General features: G+C 38.9%; 21 protein-coding genes. 12 read left to right on the forward strand and 9 right to left on the reverse strand.

Going from position 1 to position 19860, the window contains the following annotated elements; genetic code table 11:
- Positions 1–7: 7 nt before the first annotated feature.
- The 12 genes from lptE (at position 8) to lipA (ending at position 10936) form a co-directional block, all read left to right on the forward strand.
- Positions 8–499, forward strand: a complete 492-nt coding sequence (gene lptE / locus KO495_RS04995; RefSeq protein WP_215979280.1) for an LPS assembly lipoprotein LptE — start codon at positions 8–10, stop codon at positions 497–499.
- A 45-nt stretch (positions 500–544) separates the two neighbouring features.
- Positions 545–1609, forward strand: coding sequence for a DNA polymerase III subunit delta (gene holA, locus KO495_RS05000; RefSeq protein WP_215979281.1), 1065 nt, complete (start codon positions 545–547; stop codon positions 1607–1609).
- A 24-nt stretch (positions 1610–1633) separates the two neighbouring features.
- Positions 1634–2299, forward strand: coding sequence for a nicotinate-nucleotide adenylyltransferase (gene nadD / locus KO495_RS05005; protein ID WP_215979282.1), 666 nt, complete (start codon positions 1634–1636; stop codon positions 2297–2299).
- Positions 2300–2389: 90 nt separating this feature from the next.
- On the forward strand, positions 2390–2710 hold the full coding sequence (gene rsfS, locus KO495_RS05010) for a ribosome silencing factor (protein ID WP_215979283.1): 321 nt from the start codon (positions 2390–2392) through the stop codon (positions 2708–2710).
- Positions 2711–2724: 14 nt separating this feature from the next.
- Complete coding sequence (rlmH, locus tag KO495_RS05015; RefSeq protein ID WP_215979284.1) at positions 2725–3195, forward strand: 23S rRNA (pseudouridine(1915)-N(3))-methyltransferase RlmH; 471 nt, start codon at positions 2725–2727, stop codon at positions 3193–3195.
- Positions 3196–3251: 56 nt separating this feature from the next.
- A complete protein-coding gene (mrdA, locus tag KO495_RS05020; protein ID WP_215979285.1) occupies positions 3252–5273 on the forward strand; it encodes a penicillin-binding protein 2 in 2022 nt (673 codons plus the stop codon).
- Positions 5273–6388 carry a rod shape-determining protein RodA gene (gene rodA / locus KO495_RS05025; protein ID WP_215979286.1) on the forward strand — a complete coding sequence of 372 codons (1116 nt, stop codon included), beginning with the start codon at positions 5273–5275 and terminating at the stop codon, positions 6386–6388. The genes mrdA and rodA overlap by 1 nt, the downstream gene beginning before the upstream one ends.
- Before the next feature lie 69 nt (positions 6389–6457).
- Positions 6458–7261 (forward strand): septal ring lytic transglycosylase RlpA family protein, encoded by an 804-nt coding sequence (locus KO495_RS05030; RefSeq protein WP_215979287.1) that lies wholly within the window; start codon positions 6458–6460, stop codon positions 7259–7261.
- Positions 7262–7469: 208 nt separating this feature from the next.
- Positions 7470–8675, forward strand: a complete 1206-nt coding sequence (locus KO495_RS05035; protein WP_215979288.1) for a serine hydrolase — start codon at positions 7470–7472, stop codon at positions 8673–8675.
- Between the two features lie 188 nt (positions 8676–8863).
- Positions 8864–9127 (forward strand): DUF493 family protein YbeD, encoded by a 264-nt coding sequence (gene ybeD, locus KO495_RS05040; protein WP_215979289.1) that lies wholly within the window; start codon positions 8864–8866, stop codon positions 9125–9127.
- A gap of 83 nt (positions 9128–9210) precedes the next feature.
- On the forward strand, positions 9211–9921 hold the full coding sequence (gene lipB, locus KO495_RS05045) for a lipoyl(octanoyl) transferase LipB (protein ID WP_354668366.1): 711 nt from the start codon (positions 9211–9213) through the stop codon (positions 9919–9921).
- Positions 9914–10936, forward strand: a complete 1023-nt coding sequence (lipA, locus tag KO495_RS05050) for a lipoyl synthase (RefSeq protein WP_215979290.1) — start codon at positions 9914–9916, stop codon at positions 10934–10936. The genes lipB and lipA overlap by 8 nt, the downstream gene beginning before the upstream one ends.
- Positions 10937–11016: 80 nt before the next feature.
- Here lipA and KO495_RS05055 read toward each other — a convergent pair whose 3' ends face one another.
- The 9 genes from KO495_RS05055 to KO495_RS05095 all read right to left on the reverse strand — a co-directional run bounded on the left by KO495_RS05055 (position 11017) and on the right by KO495_RS05095 (position 19648).
- A complete protein-coding gene (locus KO495_RS05055; RefSeq protein ID WP_215979291.1) occupies positions 11017–12894 on the reverse strand; it encodes a protein kinase in 1878 nt (625 codons plus the stop codon).
- A 137-nt stretch (positions 12895–13031) separates the two neighbouring features.
- Positions 13032–14777, reverse strand: a complete 1746-nt coding sequence (locus KO495_RS05060; RefSeq protein WP_215979292.1) for a pilus assembly PilX N-terminal domain-containing protein — start codon at positions 14775–14777, stop codon at positions 13032–13034.
- Between the two features lie 60 nt (positions 14778–14837).
- Positions 14838–15374 (reverse strand): prepilin-type N-terminal cleavage/methylation domain-containing protein, encoded by a 537-nt coding sequence (locus tag KO495_RS05065; protein ID WP_215979293.1) that lies wholly within the window; start codon positions 15372–15374, stop codon positions 14838–14840.
- 2 nt (positions 15375–15376) lie between these two features.
- Complete coding sequence (locus KO495_RS05070) at positions 15377–15841, reverse strand: prepilin-type N-terminal cleavage/methylation domain-containing protein (RefSeq protein ID WP_215979294.1); 465 nt, start codon at positions 15839–15841, stop codon at positions 15377–15379.
- Positions 15842–15851: 10 nt separating this feature from the next.
- Entirely contained in the window at positions 15852–16319 is a 468-nt protein-coding gene (locus KO495_RS05075) for a GspH/FimT family pseudopilin (RefSeq protein ID WP_252738805.1), read from the reverse strand.
- Positions 16320–16445: 126 nt separating this feature from the next.
- Complete coding sequence (locus KO495_RS05080; protein ID WP_215979295.1) at positions 16446–16862, reverse strand: type IV pilin protein; 417 nt, start codon at positions 16860–16862, stop codon at positions 16446–16448.
- 312 nt (positions 16863–17174) lie between these two features.
- Entirely contained in the window at positions 17175–17612 is a 438-nt protein-coding gene (locus tag KO495_RS05085; RefSeq protein WP_215979296.1) for an HIT domain-containing protein, read from the reverse strand.
- Between the two features lie 71 nt (positions 17613–17683).
- Positions 17684–18616 (reverse strand): ribosome biogenesis GTPase YlqF, encoded by a 933-nt coding sequence (ylqF, locus tag KO495_RS05090; protein WP_215979297.1) that lies wholly within the window; start codon positions 18614–18616, stop codon positions 17684–17686.
- Between the two features lie 90 nt (positions 18617–18706).
- Positions 18707–19648 carry a helix-turn-helix domain-containing protein gene (locus KO495_RS05095; protein WP_215979298.1) on the reverse strand — a complete coding sequence of 314 codons (942 nt, stop codon included), beginning with the start codon at positions 19646–19648 and terminating at the stop codon, positions 18707–18709.
- Between the last annotated feature and the right edge of the window lie 212 nt (positions 19649–19860).

Here is a 19860-nt window from a genome sequence, read left to right on the forward strand (position 1 = left end):
GAGTACTATGAAACTAGCTAACACTCTTGCCATGGCATTGTTAACCACAAGTTTATTATCAGCTTGTGGTTTTCAATTACGTGGTGATTACTTACTTGATGACGATTTACAAACCTTATATGTAAGCTCTAGTGATGTGCACGGTGAATTAACACGTTTATTAAAATTGCACTTAACTAGAAATCAAGTCAAGGTATTAAACCAATCAACGCTTGACGCGCCTGAGTTAAGAATTGTCTCTGATAATTTAGACCGACGTACTTTATCAGTATTTCCTAATGGTCAAGTAGCAGAATACGAACTTATTTACTCAGTGCACTATCAACTGCGCTTTAGCGGTGAAGACGCCCGTGATTTTCGCTTTGAGCTTTATCGAGATTATCAAGATGATCCTAATTTAGCTTTAGCAAAAAGTCGTGAGTTATCATTGCTACTAAGTGAAATGCGAACCTCGGCTGCCGATAAAATACTACGTGATATGGCGCGTGTACAACGCTAGGTTTGTCACAATTTAATTTCCAGCATTGATAAAATAAAGGTTTAAATGAAAATTTACCATAACCAGCTAACGAAAACCTTAGCACAAGGCTTTATACCGGTATGGTTGGTTTTTGGTGATGAGCCATGGCAAAAAGATAACAGCCTATCAACCATCAAAGCGGCGGCTCAACAACAAGGTTTTAGCGAACTAATTCGTTTTAGTACCGAATCAGGTTTTGACTGGCAGCAACTCATCGATGAATATCAATCGATGAGCTTATTCGCTAGTCAGCGCATTATTGAGGTAGAGTTTTCAACCACTAAGGTCGGTGATGCAGGTAATAAAGCCCTAGTCGCTTTAGCGGAGCGCTTAAGCGAAGACATTCAACATAAGCATTACGCCAACGATGTCATCTTTATTTTCCATGGCGATAAACTTGATGGTCCCAGTGCTAACAAAAAGTGGTTTAAGTTATTTAGCCAAATAGGCTGTTACTTACCTTTGTACGATGTTGAGTTAAAATCAATGTCGCATTGGATAAACCAACAATGCCAAACACTTAATTTGAACTTAGCACCCGAGTTAACTCAGCTATTGATTGAATTATTTGAAGGTAATTTGCTCGCTTTAGCGCAAGAGTTACAAAAACTTTCATTATTATTTAATCAGAGCCTAATTACGCTAGAGCAAGCTGAACAACTGGTTATCAAACAAGCTAAATTTAACCCTTTTCAAGTCGTTGATAGTTTATTACTAGGAGATTGTGGTAAATGCATCGCAATGTTAGATCAACTGCAACAAGAAGGTATTGCTCCGGCTAAAATTATTTGGGCATTACATAAAGAAATTAGCCAGCTATATAATATGCTCAATCAGCTTGAGCAAGGCGAAAGTATTAATCAGCTATACAAGCAATACCGTATTTGGGACAAACGTAAACCCTTATACCAACACGCATTAACCCATATAAAGCTTGCTGATGTTAAGCAAGCAATGATACGTATTGCCGATATTGATTTATTAAGTAAAACCAGTAGTGAGTTTAATGTTTTTATTTTACTGGCTGATTTGTGTATTACTTTATACCACGGTGATAAGACGCAGGCTCTTAGTTTAAAGTATGGTTAAGTCAGCAAAAATTAGTACATAAACATGAAAACACCTCTAGAAAAAAACGGTATTGGTATTTTTGGCGGAACTTTTGACCCTATTCACAATGGGCACATTCAATCAGCTAAAATGGTTAGTGACTGGCTTGGCTTAGCTAACGTGTTATTTATTCCGGCTCATATTCCGCCTCACAAAACACAAGCACATACAATCCCGCATGCATCTGCTACTCAACGAGCTACTATGGTTAGCTTGGCGTGCCAGTCTTTTCCGCAATTTATTTGTGACAAACGCGAACTAACACGTAGCGGGCACTCATATAGTGTAGATACCTTAAAGGCATTAAAAGCAGAATATCCTGAGCAAACGCTTTATTTTATTATCGGAATGGACTCATTGTTAACTTTTACGCAATGGCATCAGTATCAAGATATTTTGACCTTATGTCATTTAGTAGTAAATACTCGCCCAAATTATGACATCAGCCAAGTAAATCAAGCAACTAAAACACTACTTGAAAAACACCAGGTAGACTCTGTTAACATGCTAAAACAGCAAAAAAGCGGCGCTATTATTTTTGCTCCCCCTGTTCATTTTGATATTTCCTCAACACAGATCAGAGCGAATCTATGCCAACAACAGTGTTGTAAATCTTCGCTTTCTCCGTTAATACTAGATTTTATCAACAAAAATCAGCTTTATCGTTAACCCTAGGCTTAAAAAGTGTTAATATTGCCTTATTATTGCCGCGTTTATGTTAAATGCACTCGCAACTTACTGAAAAATAGGAAGAACACCTTGCAAACTGAAGAACTTAAAGCATTTGTTATTGAAAAACTTGAAGATATGAAAGGTCGCGATATTATCGCCCTTAACATTAGTGATAAGGCAAGTTTTGCTGATTACATGATTATCTGCTCAGGTAACTCTAACCGCCACGTAAAATCTATCGCGCAATCTGTCGCAATTGACTGTCGTGCAGCGGGTGTTGAGCCAAAAGGTATGGAAGGTAACGATGTAGGTGAATGGGCACTTGTTGATTTAGCTGATATTATTGTGCATGTTATGACTGATACTCAACGTGACAAGTATAACTTAGAACAATTGTGGGCTGAATAAAGCCACTATTACCAATGAAATTAACTCTCTATGCTGTTGGCAGTAAAATGCCAGCTTGGGTCACACAAGGCTTTAATGAGTATAGCCGCCGATTCCCCCGCGATCTCAGCTTTAATCTAGTTGAAATTCCCGCTGGTAAGCGTGGTAAAAATGCTGATATTACCCGCATTTTAGCCAAAGAAGGTGAAGCTCTATTGGCCGCAATTCCTAAAGGAAACCGTATTGTTACCTTAGAAGTTGAAGGTCATGCTTGGACAACACCCAAATTAGCAAAGCAACTTGAGTCATGGCAACTTGATGGTAGAGACGTTGCTTTATTAGTGGGTGGTCCAGAAGGGTTATCACCTGCTTGTATTCAAGCATCAGAGCAAAAATGGTCATTGTCAGCACTTACCTTACCTCACCCTATGGTACGCATTTTAATTGCAGAAAGCTTATATCGTGCGTGGAGTGTTAATACCAACCACCCTTATCACAGAGAATAACGATTAATGCTTCCTCCTTGTTTGTCGCTTATTCCATTAAATAAAAGAGTATAGTAGTGGCACCACGTCGCGTTGTAATAAGAAATCATACCGCCGAAGCAAACCTCTTTGCTCGCCGAACTTTCATTACTTTATGTGGCGTAATTGTTCTCCTGTTATTGTTGTTAGTTAACATTTATAACTTACAGGTGAGTTCTTATGAAAAATATCAAACCCGCTCAAACTCTAACCGAATAAAGTTGTTACCTGTTGCCCCCAATAGAGGCTTGATTTACGACAGAAACGGCGTATTACTCGCTGATAACAAACCAATTTATAGCTTAGAAATTATTCCTGAAGATGTTGAGGATATTAAAGCGACCGTGAAAGCGGTCAGCGAGTTACTGAGCATTAGCGAAGATCGACAAACTAAATTCTTCAAAGCAATGAAGCGTAAACGACGCTTTAAACCTATCGATTTACACTCTCGTTTAAGTGATCAACAAGTAGCACTTTTTTCAGTCAACCAACACAAATTTACGGGTGTTTTTGTAAACGCTCGCTTAAAACGTTATTACCCTTTTGGTGACTTAACCACACATAACTTAGGGTATGTTGCTCGTATTAACCGCAAAGATGCCAATAAATTAGAGCTTGAAGGTAAAGCAGATAATTACGCCGCAACCTACGCTATTGGTAAATTGGGGATCGAGCGATATTACGAAGATGTACTTCACGGCACTATTGGTCACCAAGAAGTCGAAATTAATAACCAAGGGCGTGTTATTCGCACGCTAGATTATACTCCGCCGCAAGCAGGTAAAGATTTAACGCTAACGTTAGATATTGAGTTACAAATGATTGCCAAACGAGCTTTGTCAGGTAAACGTGGCGCTATTGTCGCTATGGACCCTCGCAGTGGTGAAGTACTCGCGATGTATTCCAACCCAAGTTACGACGGCAATTTATTCGTTCATGGTATTAGTACTAAAAACTACAGTAAACTTTTAAAGTCTAAAGACTTGCCGCTGATTAACCGTTCTTTACAAGGCTATCCGCCAGCCTCAACGGTTAAGCCTTTTTTAGCACTAACGGGTTTAGAAGAAAATATTATTACCCCTGAAACTCGTGTTTGGGATCCTGGCTTTTTTCAATTACCCGGGTTACCAAACAAATACCGCGACTGGAAGCCTTGGGGTCACGGTTGGGTCACGCTAACTGATGCCATAGAACATTCTTGCAATGTTTATTTTTATAAACTCGCACTAGAACTGGGTATTACTAAAATAAGCACCATGATGGAGCGCTTTGGCTTTGGCGATTATACCGGCATCGATTTACACGAAGAAAGTGATGGCATTATGCCAAGTATTGCGTGGAAGCGTGCTCGATATAATAAACCTTGGTATACCGGTGAAACTCTCTCGGTTGGTATAGGTCAAAGCTATTGGACAGTAACACCGTTACAGCTGGCACAAGCATTAACCACCTTAGTAAATCATGGCGAGCGTAAAATTCCCCATTTACTAAAAAGTACCACTGAAATCACTAAAGACGAGCAAGGTATTGCGCATGATATTAATACTGATGTGATTTATGAAGAAAAAGCCCCTATAGAGCTAAGCCAGAAAAAACATTGGGATACGGTACTCAAAGCAATGCATAACACAGTGCAAAAATTTGGGGCTACAGGTTACAACGCATTTAAAGGTACAACTTATGATGCTGCGGGTAAGAGTGGCTCGGCACAAGTGGCTAGTATTAAACAAGATGAAGAGTATGATGCTGAGTCTACTTCAGAGAATAAACGCGATAACGCTATGTTTATTGCCTTTGCTCCTTATAAAAACCCAGAAATAGTGGTTGCTGTAGCCATTGAAAACGTTGCCAAAGGTGGTGGTGGCAGTAATGCAGGACCTGTAGCAAGACAAATAATGGATCAATATTTTGGTAATAGAGTGATCAATGCTCAATCAACAACACTACAAAAAGCAAATAATAAGAACGCGGTTGCTTCTATAAACCACACAGGTCATAGCCATTCAGTAAGCTTAATGACTATTGAGCAAAGCGCCCAACGTCAACAAGAGAATAATTAATGCGTCATACAGGACAAGAGCAACAAAAAAGCAAAAGTCTATGGCAAAAGCTTCATATCGACTTGCCTTTATTAATCGGTATTTTAGCATTGATGACACTTGGCGTGTTTGTTGTTTATAGTGCTGGTGGACAAGAAATAGGCATGGTATATAGTCACGGAAAACGAGTCGTCGTGGCATTGATTGTCATGATGATAGTTGCACAAATCCCGCCACTGTCTTATCGAAAATGGGCCGTTCCCGTATTTATTATAGGTTTACTTTTACTAGTAGCGGTATTGCTTTTTGGTCATGTTGGTAAAGGAGCGCAGCGCTGGATTGATGTCGGTTTCACTAAATTTCAACCCTCAGAGATAATGAAACTTATCGTCCCGATAATGATTGCTTGGTATATCAGTCAAAGCAATTTACCCGTTAAACTCTCCAATGTTATTATCGCCTTTATTTTAGTGTTAATGCCAACACTGCTTATTGCCAAACAACCTGATTTGGGGACTTCATTACTAATTGCCAGCTCAGGTATTTTTGTTATATTTTTAGCCGGAGCAAGTTGGAAATTAATTGCGGTATGTACTGGTTTAGTCTCGGCTTTCATCCCTATTTTGTGGATGTACTTAATGAAACCATACCAAAAGCAACGTGTTGAAACATTATTTAATCCTGAGCAAGACCCTCTAGGATCCGGTTACCACATTATTCAGTCTAAAATAGCCATTGGCTCAGGGGGGCTTGAAGGTAAAGGCTGGCTCCACGGTACACAGTCACAATTAGAGTTTTTACCTGAGCGCCATACCGATTTTATTTTTGCCGTCTTTAGTGAAGAGTTTGGTTTATTTGGTGTTACTATTTTATTGGCGGTTTACTTAGCCGTTATTATGCGCGGTTTATGGATTGCAGCGCATGCACAACATGCTTTTACCAAATTACTTGCCGGTAGTATTACCCTCACCTTTTTTGTTTATGTATTTGTTAATATCGGCATGGTTTCTGGGCTACTACCTGTAGTAGGGGTTCCTCTGCCTTTAGTGAGTTATGGTGGTACTTCTATGGTGACCTTAATGGCAGGTTTTGGTATGTTGATGGCTATTAGTACCCATCGCCGCTTTCATGTATAAATTTATCAACATTATGTTCAACAGTTAACCACAGTAACTGTTTCAATTTTTAAGGGTAAAGAACGCTTAATGAATCACTTATCACGACTTATTTTATTATTACTGATTATAATACTATCAGCCTGTAGTTCTGGGCGTTATCAAGACAAGCACGACAGTACTCCTACTCGCCTGCCTAATGCCGCTGAATTAAAAGACGCATTGCCTCGCGCAGAAGCTTATAGCCGTGGTGGTAATAAAAACTATACCGTGAGAGGAAAAAACTACCAAGTACTAAGCTCCGCACATGGTTTTAGTGAAACAGGCATCGCTTCATGGTACGGCAATAAATTTCATGGTCACTTAACTTCAAACGGTGAAATTTATGATATGTATGCCATGACCGCAGCACATAAAAATTTACCGTTACCGAGTTATGTCAAAGTAACAAACGTGGCAAATAATAAATCTGTTATTGTTCGTGTTAATGATCGAGGCCCTTTTCATCAGTCGCGTATTATTGACTTATCATACAGCGCAGCCTATAAACTTGACATGCTCAAAACGGGCACTGCTCAGGTTACGGTAACGGCAATCACTGACTTTACTGATGATAAAAATAACGTCAAGACTAGCTCACCTAGTCAGCCATCAATGGGGATTGAAACCCCTTATGTGCAAGTATTTGCCACAGGAAAAACTGACGTAGCTTACAATACCGCCAACGAAATGCGCCAAAAATATCCTGAATTAACCGTTAATACACCAAAGCATCAAGGTATTTATCGAATACAAATAGGGCCGATTGATAACCTATCAACCTTAAATAAATTACTTGATGAATTAAAGAAAAATGGTTACCCAAAAGCATTCCCTCGTAAATCTCCTCAATAGCAAGATATTCACACATAAATAGCTAAAGCCTAAATTTGTCGCTATTAAGCGACATTTTGTTACAGTTTACTCGCTATTTATCGGGTTTTTCTTGCTTTTTTATTTAAAAGAAGCTAACTGAGCATAGCCAAGCATAATAGAGATGGTATACTTTATTGATGTTATCGCCTTTGATTTTATAAATATTTCTCATAACAAAAGATTACTTATGCCCATGATAAAAAACATTCCCAACCAATTCAGTAAATCAACTCATAAATTAGCAACATTCATCGGCGGTGTGGTATTTACCGCAGCTATCACGCTTTCTCCTATATCGCATGCCATTACTATTACACCTGACGCTCCTTCAATTAATGCCAAAGGTTATATTTTATTAGATTACAACACAGGTAAAGTTATTGCCGAAGGTAACGCCGATATTTTATTAGCGCCTGCCAGCTTAACTAAAATGATGACCAGTTACATTATTGGTAAAGAGTTACTGAGCGGTAACATTAAAAATACTGACCAAGTAAAGATTAGTGAAAATGCTTGGGCTAAAAACTTTCCTGACTCTTCAAAAATGTTTATTGAAGTAGGTACCGAAGTTAGTGTCGACTTGCTCAACCAAGGTATTATTGTGACGTCGGGGAACGACGCTTGTGTCGCTATGGCTGAACATATTGCTGGTAGTGAAGGTGCCTTTACCGACTTAATGAATGCCCATGCAGAGCAACTAGGCATGAGCAGTAGTTACTTTGAAAATAGTCATGGTTTAGATAGCAGTGAACATATGACAACGCCACGTGATATGGCAACATTAGCGATTGCACTAATACGCGATGTTCCTGAAGAGTATGCTATTTATAAGCAAAAATCATTTACCTATAATGACATCAAGCAATATAACCGTAATGGTTTATTATGGGATAAAAGCTTAAATGTTGATGGTATGAAAACGGGCCACACTTCAAAAGCTGGTTATAGCTTAGTTACTTCGGCCACTAAAGGTGGTATGCGTTTAGTTACGGTTGTGATGGGCGCTGACAGCGAACGTGCAAGAAAAGTTGAAAGCAAAAAATTACTTAACTATGGCTTTCGCTTCTTTGAAACAACAACTCCTTATAAAGCCGGCGAAAAATTTGTTTCAAATCGCATTTGGATGGGCGATAAAGAAACAGTAGATTTAGGTATTACCGTTGATACACCAATTACCATTGCTCGCGGTCAAAAGAAAAACATTAAAACTCATTTCGAACTAAACCAACAGCTTACCGCACCTATTGCTAAAGGTACTGTAGTAGGTAAGCTATTCTTACAACTTGATGGCGAAGATATTGCTCAATACCCTCTAGTTACGCTTGAAGAAGTAAACGAAGGCGGTATGTTTAGTCGTTTAGTCGATTATGTAAAACTGCAATTTGCCGATTAATCACTCCCACTGTAGAGATTAAATAGCCAATTTTCATCATCAAAAAAGCCTCATTACGAGGCTTTTTTTATTTGTCTTCACGCGAAACTAAAATAACCATGTTAGCCAAAAGTAATTAATGATAAAATGCGCGAATATCAGTGCGAGCCAATAGCGCCCGTCAAAGTAAAATGTAATGAGTAAAATATATGCAAACTAAATTCGATGAACTATTAGACTTCCCAACCGTATTAAACTTTAAAGTAATGGGAATTGCCTGCGACGAATTACCTGACTTAATTATTGCTGAATTGCAAAAACATACGCCAGGTGATTATTCACCAAAGATTAAGCCAAGCTCTAAAGGAACATATCACTCTGTATCTATTGCTGTAACCGTAACCAGTAAAGAGCATATTGAAACAATTTATAAAACACTGACAGCAATTGAAGAAGTGCGTTACGTTTTATAATCATTAATTGTCTGAGAAGTTAACCGGTGTGTTAATGATGACAATACGTAAGAGTTTATTATCTAAAGGTTACCTCTGTGCAGATAAGTGAAACGCCAACTAAAGAGACTATTAAAAAGACTAAATTAGCTAATGCGTTAGTGATCCGTCAGTTAAATACCATGGAATATAGCCAAGTATGGCAAGCCATGAAAAATTTTACCGACGAGCGAAATGAGAATACTACCGATGAGTTATGGCTAGTTGAGCACCCTGCGGTATTCACTCAAGGGCAAGCAGGTAAAGCTGAGCACTTATTAGTTCCTGGTGATATTCCTGTAATAAAAGCCGATCGCGGTGGGCAAGTAACTTATCATGGCCCAGGCCAACAAGTTATTTATTTTTTAATTAACTTACGCCGTCGAAAACTCGGTGTAAGGCAGCTAGTGACTTTACTTGAAGAGGCTATTGTCGCCGCATTAGGTGAGTTTTCAATTAAAGCTTACGCAAAGCCAGATGCACCTGGCGTTTACGTTGACAATAAAAAAATAGCATCGTTAGGTTTACGCGTTCGAAAAGGTTGCTCCTTTCATGGTTTAGCTCTGAACGTGAATATGGATCTAAGCCCATTTTTACGCATTAACCCTTGTGGTTATGCCGGTCTTGAAATGATACAAACTGCTGATATACAAGGCCCAACTGATACCGCTACTGCCTGTGAGGCATTAGTAACACATTTAATTAAATTGCTTGATGCTACTCCAGTTAGCCATCAAACAAAATTACCATGCGAGAGTAATAAAGACCATGAGTAGTAACGAAACCTTTGCAAAACCAATCGTCGTGCAGCCAGCAACCTCTGCACCACTAAAATCAAGTAAAGTCGCTGCAGGTACTAAACTGCGTGATGCTGATAAGCTTGCACACATCCCTATTAAAGTAGTTAGTTCAACACGTGAAAGCATGTTGCGTAAACCTAGCTGGTTACGTATAAAATTACCGCGCTCAAGCGATAAAATTGACAGCATCAAAGCATCCCTTCGTAAACACAACTTACATTCAGTGTGTGAAGAAGCATCTTGCCCTAACCTCTCAGAGTGTTTTAACCACGGCACAGCAACCTTTATGATTTTAGGCGATATTTGTACTCGTCGCTGTCCATTTTGTGATGTAGGTCACGGTCGTCCTTTAGCTGCAAATCCTGAGGAGCCTAAAAAATTAGCATTAAGCTTAAAAGATATGGGCCTTAAATACGTTGTTATTACCTCGGTTGACCGTGATGATTTACGCGATGGCGGTGCACAACAATTTGCTGATTGTGTAAAAGAGCTTAGTGAACAAGCTCCAGCAACTAAAGTTGAAATTTTAGTACCCGACTTTCGTGGTCGTATGGACCGTGCATTAGAAATATTAAACCAGCACCCTCCTCATGTATTTAACCACAATATGGAAACCGCACCGCGTTTATATACGCAAGTACGTCCAGGTGCTAACTACCAGTGGTCATTAGATTTATTGAAAAAGTTTGGTGAAGCAAACCCTACTGTTCCAACCAAGTCAGGATTAATGGTTGGCTTAGGTGAAACTAACGAAGAAATACTTGAAGTTATGCGTGACCTACGCGCTCATGGCGTAACTATGCTAACTATTGGTCAATACTTACAACCTAGTAAAGATCATTTACCGGTAGAGCGTTATGTGCACCCTGATGAGTTTGATATGCTACAAAAAGAAGCTGAAAAAATGGGCTTTGCCCATGCTGCTTGTGGCCCGTTAGTTCGCTCAAGCTATCATGCTGATAAACAAGCAGCGGGTGAAGAAGTAAAATAATCACCTTGAATAAAGCTCTTAAATAAACAAGCACCTATTACAGGTGCTTTTTTATGCCGGGCTCATAATAAGAATTAAAGCTACAGCTCAACCATTTTCGGGTTTTTGGGGTAAAATTTATCCGGCAAGCTATTAATATGTTCAAAATAACGGGTATCTTTATAAGGTAGCTTCATAAAACCAGAAATACCCAGCCCTTCAATGGTAGGTAGTAACTGTAATATTTTGGCCAAGCACTCACTAAACTCGACCTCTTTATCGTGGTTTAGTAACATTAAATAACTGTGAATTTTTAAATGTTGAGGTAACACTTCAAAAATAATACAACCGGTGTGATGAATTGAGTTTAGCTGTGTTAAAACAGCCATGAGTTCGTCAGGTAAATATAAGTACTCGTCAGGATCTTTACCATCTTCAAAATAAGAGTGTAAACGTGTAGCATTATCAACGTCAGGCACATCACTCACTTCAAAAGCAATGCGCTGATTTTTATCAGCAATAAAAGGGAGTTCTGCACTCTCTCGCTCAACGTGTAATGTATTACGCGCGTTAAACAAGCAACTTTTGAAAACCCCAACTCGAAAAATACCTTGAGCAAGGTGCACAATATTATTCACCGCGCTAATAAAAGAGCTACGTAACGATTCATCAAATAAGGTCAGGTTAGAGTCAATATAAACCCCTTCTTTCGCCCAACGTATTGCTAAGCCACCAACGACTGGAAAGCTACCTAAACGTCCTAATGATGCAATAAAGGCTTTTTCATTGTCCCCCATCCCCATTAGATAATTTTTATAATACTTATCTAGCTGTGCATCATCTATTTGAGTTAATTGCTCGCTATGACTTTGCTCTCGTAAAAAAGATTTACGTGAGCCATAAACAACCGTGTCAATTGGCATTTTAGGCGGTTTTACCCAAATAGGAATTAAGGGTAAGGATTTAAATTGCGTTGGTTTTTTAGCAAGTACGACATTTTTTAAATAATGTAAATTATTAAAAAAGTAATCCCCCGCTTGATTACGCAACTTTTCATTATCACTTAACATACCCGTCAACACCTGCGCTAGCACTTGCGGAAGCCCTAAAGCATTAGGGGTAATAACTTTAACGCCATAACGGCATGACTGCCCTGAAGCTAATGCGTAAAGTGTGGCAGCTAAACCTTGCTCATCAAAACGCGGTGATGACAAGCCGCCATTTAACTGCTCAGGTCCAATAAAATAAACATCGCCCAAACGTGCATTGCTATGCTGTAAATCACTACTCATTAAGTCCATCACATTAGTACTGGTGCTTTGATGATTAATATCAAGTTGCGCACTTACTGATGAACCCCAATCAATTAACTGAACTTTTCCAGTGGCGCTATCATAAACCACATTTGACGGTTTAATATCACCGTGGACTATTGGTTTATGCTGTGAATGCTGCTGGGTATCGCGTAAATACAACAAAATATCAGCTAATTGCAACGCAATACTCACCACAATTTCAGGCGCTAAAGGCCCTTGTTGCAATGACAACTGTTCTAAGTCTATACCTGGTGCACGGCTCATTTGTAAAATAGATTGGCGCTTTATTTTTTGGTAATCAACCACTTTAGGGATTTGAGCATGGTTAAGCTGCGCTTGAATTTGCGCCTCCTCACCAAGTCTATCTTGTACATGCTGCGGTAAATTAACCCGAGAAAACTTAAACACCACTTGCTGCACGTTTTCAGGAACATAGCTAAGACTATGCTCTGAGTCGATCAAACGCGAGCTTGTTTTCTCTGCTGAGAACACAAATCCATAAGCACCTTTGCCAAGCAAGGCGACATTAGTAAAACCCAGTTGATTTAATTGTTGCTGACACAATGCAACCCACTTTTTTAACTTAGTCGCATCTTTGTGACTGAGTAAATAAATGGATTGCTCTTGAGCAATATAGAAATGTTGGAGCTTTTTTGAGGTCAATGTTTAACTTAAGGTATATGCAATTATAACAATACCTACAGACTACAACATATCACTTAGGATGTGAATGAGTTGCCTGTACAGTACTTACCTTGGTTTATAGTAAATACTGTCAAAAAGCACTTCAATACTGCTAGCTAATATTGAAAGCCAACAAAGCTAATTACCGGGGTACTACTTGAACCACCACCACCGTTGCTCTTTGTGAGCACGTTATCATGACGTATTTTCGCGCCGCCATCGACCTTAACCGTTTTTCCGCGCATAGCGCCTAGCAATGTGGTCCCTGCCCCTAGCTCAATATTTGTTAATGGTGCATAAATAGCAGCATAAAATTCACCTGCCCCATCAAGGATAATACCGCGATTAGTGCTTGTATCACTATAAGATGAATAAATACTCATCACAGGGCGCGGAGCTTTACCATTGGAGCCATCGGTAAATCCGAATTTTTCAGCAACAATTGCACTGCCAGCATTAACACTTACCTTACCTTTAGTAATAAGGGTTAAACTACTGCCCTCTAGTATTGTCATCTTTGAACCACCTGTTAAGGTGAAGTCGCCCGTTAAATATAGCGTTACATCACCTGAAATAACAGCATTTGCATCAGCACCTAAATAAAGTTTACTCATTTTAATAACGGGTAAAACCTCACCTAACACTGAAGCTTGCACCGAAGAAAATACTCTATTATCACCAGCGGTTGTATATTTAGCTTTAGTGCTATAATTAGATTCAGTAAAAGTAAAAACACTAGAGCTCTCAGTACCTAATTCATATAGTGTACCAGGAACATTATCAATAACATCAACCTTACTTTCAATTGACAAATGGTCACAGTTAATCGCGGGATCGGTTTTATCATAACCAGGAAGCAAAGCTGCGTCTGGATCATATTCTTTGACCTTACTGACATGCGGGTGAACATTAAACTCACTAGTTGTGTAATCTTTGGTCATGCCACCTGGTGTATAGGTACCACCATATAAAATGTCAGGCAGAATTTGTGCTGTATTAGTAATATCAGATCGTACTAATTTAGCATCTTCATTAACCCGAACATAACCACCAATAATGCCATCTGTAATAGTAAAATTTTTACCTGCTAAAACATTACCGCCAACTCGCTCAACCAAAGATCCTGTAGCAATCGTGATACTACCATTAGCATGTAGATTACCGCTAACCACAGAGGTACCTAAGTTAATATCACCCGTTGAATTTATATCACCGTCAACCAGAATGGCATTACCACTTGATCCAGAAGATACATCAACGTCAGCACCTGGATTAATTGTTGACACGTCAGCCCCACCACTAAAGGTTGGGTCGCTGGAGTCAAAACTATCAATTTTACCACCACCACCTAAACCGACACCATCACAACCAACAACGGCATCAGCAAAAGGAGAGCTAGCACCACCTGGGGTAATGGCTATTCGCGCTGTTAAGCGATTTAAACCTTCAAAGCGGTTACCGTCACTCGCTAAAATTAACTCACCACCGTCAACAGTCGGTGTAACTGAGTATTGGGTCCCTGCTAATGTACCAGTTCCCGACTCCTGTGCTGCCAAAGCGGCGGTTAACTCTGCAAGGGTGCTACTCGGGTTATTAGCTATATATGCTTGTGCCGCTGCTATATAATCAAATACACCTTGTTCACTGACTAAACGCGCATTAAGTTTTTTCTGGTAATTACCACTTAAGCGCTCTTGATTTACATTATCTCTTAATGAGCTCAGTACCAAAATACTGGCTAAACTACTTAAAATAAGTACCGTGATTAAAGTAAAGCCACCTTGTTTTGCTTTGTAATTTGTCAACATAGAATTCTGCATATTATCAACCTGAATATTCATTGCATTTTGCTGGTTTTTCATACCATCCCTGAATAATTTGTTATTAACTTATCGTTAACAGCATCCCTATTCTAATAATCTTTATATATTTGCTCTTAAAATGGCGGTAGTTAACGCCACATCAATATTCACACTGCCACCAAAATCAGCTCTAAGTACTAGTGGGGTTACTTGAATGCTAACTAAATCACCATTAGTACTAAAATTCATATCTGCCATACCGGTTAATAACCTTATTTCAGGAGCGCCGTTAATTGAACAAGTTAAATTGGGAGCAACAAAATCATACATTTCAATAAAAGCGGCAACGGGGTTTGTTCCTAAACATGACGTTGCATTTGCCGGTAAACTTACCGTTAAAGTATTCCCTGCATTAGTCACATTTACCGATGCGGTACTTTCAACTTGCTTTAAACTACGCGTAAAAACCGTTCCACTATAACGAATAACTTCTTGAGCATTTTCAAGTTCTTGGCTTGCTTGAATCGTTGCACTAATTGACGAATAAGTGCCAACAACACCCAACAGTAAAATGCCACTAATTGCCAAGGCAATCATCAATTCAACGAGTGTAAATCCTCTTGTTGCTCTTATTGTTTTTTTAATGTTATTCATCATAATTAAGGACATATTTGATAAAACTGTGCATTAACAACCGCCTGATTTTGATCAACGTTAGCCTCGGCCTCATCATCTAAACGAGTATCGATCCAACTCACGGTAATATTAAGATTATTCGCAAAAGCTGCTAATTGTGCCGGAGGGATTGTTAACGTGTAATAAGGTGTTTGAGGTTGAATATTAGCTTCATGCGCCGCATCTATTGCTCCTGCGGTTTGTAAAGCACATAAGTTAGCCCAAGTTCGCTCTATGGCATTATTTGCCTGAATAAGCGATACGGTATAATTAAAACTGTTAGTTGCATACTGCAGTGATTTTAGTTGAGCGGCAGCAAGCCCTAATAAGGCAATAGTAGAAAGTACTAATGCTATTAGTACCTCAACCATAGAAAACCCTTGAATGCTTCTTGCTGTTTTGCTAAAGGCTACAGAGTTTAATCGCTTATTACTTATCTGGTTCTTCATAAAATGACCTTCATGGGCAAACATTATTATTCACTAGAAAGCTTTGCCCGCTTGGCAATACCGTTAAACAGTAATCAACGGTATCCGTATCGCCATCTTGAATTAAAAAAGTACCGCCACCTGTTTCACCTGATGCCGTTATATTTAAGTTAACAAGACCGGAAACAGAAATAGTGCTATGGCTTGGTGAAAAAGCTTGTAAGGTATTGCCTGATAATATCACTTGCCAATCGCCTGAATTTTCATTTAAAACAATAGCTGTATCTCTTTTAGCGGCTTCACTACGTGCAAACTTAAAGACACTGTGTAATTGGTTAGCATTAGACACCAAACGTTCACGCTTCATTTGTGCAGACCATGAAGGTAAAGCCACTGATGCTAAAATACCTATAACAGCAACTGTAAATAACAACTCAATTAACGTAAAACCACCTTGTTTTTGATTAATCTTGTCTTGGTACTTATTTTGGTACTGCATTTATCAACCTTTTCACAGTTATTAATGTTTAAACAATTCAAATATCCAACGTTAATCTATAACAAATAATTAACATTAATGATAGCGCTGTCATTTTACTTAAAATAAAAAGAAATTTTTCTAAAATCAGCCCCAACAATCAGTCAGTGACGATGATGAACCTTGTTGCCCTTGGTGATTAATCGTCATAGTAGCGCACTTATCGCCTGCTTGAGCGCTACCCGATTTAGGAGCTATTGATAAAACAAATTGATCATTCAGTGCACCTGTACTTGCTGTAGGCGTATAAGTAAAAGTATAAAAATCTGTTGCTGTCACTTGAAACTCTCCAACTGCGCGACCTGCAGCTGGATACTGCCCTGTTCGTGTATAAGCTCTTTCTAAAATAGCCACCTGTTGCAGGGCAAAATGTTGTACATCGGCTCGACGACCATCTTGCATGTATGCTTGATAAGATGGAAATGCTATGGCGGATAAAATGCCAATAATAGCAACCACTATCATTAGCTCAATTAAGGTAAAACCTTTTGTTATTTTATTCATGTATTATCTCAATTTTACTCATTACCATTATCTCTAACATTAGGTGAAACAGATGAAATGTAACAAAAAATTCACATTATTATAGGCATATATCATTACAATAAACAACTCAGACCAGCATAAAAAACAGTCAGCATGAGTTTTTTATACATGAAATATTACTCAGGGTGCTAGTTTACAACTTTCAACTATAAATCATACAGTTATAATTTAAAAATAATTAAAAAGCGTGCATAAAGGTTATTATTAGATATGTACGCCATACTATGGATTAAAAGATGATAAGAGTATGGCGTATAAGGTTAGGTTGGTTTAACGGTAAGTTGCCAAAACAGCCTTAAGTTGCGGCAACAATTTTTCTTTCAGTGCCTGCAACGATTGCTCATCGTAAGCAACTAACGGTTGCTGTCCCCAAATAGGTTTAGGCCAACAAGCGTCACTTTTATAGCGCACCACATGATGAAGATGTAATTGCTCAACTACATTACCTAAGGCGGCAATATTCATCTTATCACCTTGAAAAGTTTGCATTAACAGCTCACTTAACAAGCTCGATTCATTTAATAACTGTTGTTGCTGCTGCCAATCAAGCTGGTATATTTCATTAATATCAGCAACTCTTGGTACTAAAATAAACCAAGGGTAAGTGCTGTCATTACATAATAATAATGTTGATAATGGTAATTGCGCTAACTCAATACTATCTTTGGCTAATTGAGGATGTAAGCTAAATTCATTATTCACGTTCATAATAACGTCCTTGGGTTGACTAAGTGGTGTACGCAAGTTGTTAAGATGTACAACTTGCGTTCGAATAAGTGCTAGCGTTTGTTTTTGCGGCCACGACCTCGTGCTAGTTTTTTAGCTTCGCGGGCTGCAACGCGTTTTTCTTCTAATTCGGCAAAATGCAGATTTTCGCTTTCGATCATATCCGGTTTTTCAAAGGTTAATGAACCGAGGGTTTTATCTCGAATTTCATTAATAAGAATAACCGCCGCTTTATGTAAATCAACACGGCCACCACTTTTCACACAACCTCGCCGTCTACCTATTGCTTCAATTAAGTCTTCTTCATGTTGGGGCAATTCATCAAGCTTATAACGCTCTAGTACACGTTCAGGGTAAGCACTCAATAAATATTCGGCTGCAAAGTAAGCAATATCATCGTGATCAAAAGCAGTATCTTTTACTGCCCCTGAAACGGCTAAACGATATCCACTATTTTCATTTGCAATTTTAGGCCACAGCATCCCTGGGGTATCAAATAGGTATAAACCTTCCTCAAGGCGAATGCGCTGTTGCCCTTTCGTTACCGCTGGCTCATTCCCTACTTTAGCTTTAGCCTTACCAACTAAGGTATTAATCAAAGTTGATTTTCCAACATTAGGAATTCCCATAATAACGGCATTAATTTGCTTACCGGTTTCATCTTTATTTGGTACAAGTTTACGAATAAGGCTAGGTAAGGTTTTAGCTACTGAGGGGTTATCGGTAGTTAACGCAATCGCTTTAACATTGTGTTGAGACTCTAAATAATTAAGCCATAGCTTTGTTAACTCTGGGTCTGCTAAGTCACTTTTATTTAAAATTTTAATCAGTGGTTTATCCCCTCTGATCTCAGTGATCATCGGGTTTTCACTACTAAAGGGTAATCGTGCATCACACACTTCAATGACTACATCAATCTGCGGTAATATTTCTTTGATCTCTTTTTGCGCTTTGTGCATGTGACCGGGAAACCAATTAATAGCCATGTATATCCTAAATAGTGAACTGAAAAAATTAACGGTGGTAATTTTAGCAAGCTTTTTAGTTTGTTGTTAGCTATTTAATTAACAGTTAATTTATTGATGATTATCTGCTGACTGAGGAGTTTGCATCGTAGTGTGGCGGCTTTTATACTCTCGCGGGCTTATCCCATACAAGGCTTTAAAGCAGCGACTAAAGTGACTGCTATTAACAAACCCTAACGCAAAACAAGTTTGTGTTATTTGCTGGCCTTGCGCCAGACTTTCGGCCGCTTTTTTTAGTCGGATTTGTTGCTGATACACCAAAGGGCTACAGCCTAGATGTTGCTTAAACTGGCTGAAAAACTTGGTTCTGCTCATACAAGCAATGCGCGCTAATTCATCCACATTAATAGGCTGGCTCAGCTGGTGGTGTATAAAATTTAAAGCAGCGGTTAAACCGCTGTTTTCAGGATCTTGAGCAGTAAATGTTAAAATAAAATCCCGTGTTTGTTGTCGCAATAATCTAATGGTTAACTCAGATACCGCCAGCTCTATCATAACATTTCTATCAGGATGGTTTTCACTATACATTCGCACAATGCGGTTCAACACTTGTTGGATATAGTTATTGTGATGAGTATGTAATAATTTATGATGATATTGCCAGCAACCAAATTCTCGATTAAGCGGTTGCTCTACATTTAAACTATTAGCGATCTGGTTAACTCTATCGCGCGATAATTCAATTGCTAAACATGTCGTAGGTTTATTTAAGCTAGCTTCGGGGAAGTCTATTTCAACGTCATAATACGGCGCCATAATAAAAGACTGATGCGGAAGAAACTCTCGTGCATAGTCTTCATCACTATGCATAATTTTTTTTCCTGTCACCATGGCACAAAACAATAACTGATCAGAGCTTAACTTGACCTTATTAGCCACTTCATAGGTGTCATAAATAGCCAACTCAGAGTCAGGGCCAGCAAAGCTTAACTTATTCTCTACCAATACCTGTGGCGATTTTCTAATGTTATCTATGGTGTGACTCAGCAACATAAACTATTCATCCTAATTTATTTTTATTTATCTAGGGGCGGTTGCTCTTTCGCGGTTAACTTTTGTTCGAGATAAAAGCGTTTAAATCGCGGCGGACAGCGTTTGTGGGGCATTTTCACTGCGTTATCACCTTTTTGTGTGACGCTACAGGGGTGTAGCTTATTAGACAATGCAGGAGTTTATTGTCCTGAACAACCACACGACAAAGGCTC

Origin of the sequence: Colwellia sp. D2M02, from assembly GCF_018860755.1 — a bacterium.
Taxonomy (GTDB): domain Bacteria; phylum Pseudomonadota; class Gammaproteobacteria; order Enterobacterales; family Alteromonadaceae; genus Colwellia; species Colwellia asteriadis.

Coding starts and splice junctions, on each gene's coding strand:
- lptE (WP_215979280.1), top strand. CDS start 8: ATGAAACTAGCTAACACTCTTGCCATGGCATTGTTAACCACAAGTTTA.
- holA (WP_215979281.1), top strand. CDS start 545: ATGAAAATTTACCATAACCAGCTAACGAAAACCTTAGCACAAGGCTTT.
- nadD (WP_215979282.1), top strand. CDS start 1,634: ATGAAAACACCTCTAGAAAAAAACGGTATTGGTATTTTTGGCGGAACT.
- rlmH (WP_215979284.1), top strand. CDS start 2,725: ATGAAATTAACTCTCTATGCTGTTGGCAGTAAAATGCCAGCTTGGGTC.
- rodA (WP_215979286.1), top strand. CDS start 5,273: ATGCGTCATACAGGACAAGAGCAACAAAAAAGCAAAAGTCTATGGCAA.
- KO495_RS05030 (WP_215979287.1), top strand. CDS start 6,458: ATGAATCACTTATCACGACTTATTTTATTATTACTGATTATAATACTA.
- KO495_RS05035 (WP_215979288.1), top strand. CDS start 7,470: ATGCCCATGATAAAAAACATTCCCAACCAATTCAGTAAATCAACTCAT.
- ybeD (WP_215979289.1), top strand. CDS start 8,864: ATGCAAACTAAATTCGATGAACTATTAGACTTCCCAACCGTATTAAAC.
- lipA (WP_215979290.1), top strand. CDS start 9,914: ATGAGTAGTAACGAAACCTTTGCAAAACCAATCGTCGTGCAGCCAGCA.
- KO495_RS05060 (WP_215979292.1), bottom strand. CDS start 14,777: ATGAAAAACCAGCAAAATGCAATGAATATTCAGGTTGATAATATGCAG.
- KO495_RS05065 (WP_215979293.1), bottom strand. CDS start 15,374: ATGATGAATAACATTAAAAAAACAATAAGAGCAACAAGAGGATTTACA.
- KO495_RS05070 (WP_215979294.1), bottom strand. CDS start 15,841: ATGAAGAACCAGATAAGTAATAAGCGATTAAACTCTGTAGCCTTTAGC.
- KO495_RS05075 (WP_252738805.1), bottom strand. CDS start 16,319: ATGCAGTACCAAAATAAGTACCAAGACAAGATTAATCAAAAACAAGGT.
- KO495_RS05080 (WP_215979295.1), bottom strand. CDS start 16,862: ATGAATAAAATAACAAAAGGTTTTACCTTAATTGAGCTAATGATAGTG.
- KO495_RS05085 (WP_215979296.1), bottom strand. CDS start 17,612: ATGAACGTGAATAATGAATTTAGCTTACATCCTCAATTAGCCAAAGAT.
- ylqF (WP_215979297.1), bottom strand. CDS start 18,616: ATGGCTATTAATTGGTTTCCCGGTCACATGCACAAAGCGCAAAAAGAG.
- KO495_RS05095 (WP_215979298.1), bottom strand. CDS start 19,648: ATGTTGCTGAGTCACACCATAGATAACATTAGAAAATCGCCACAGGTA.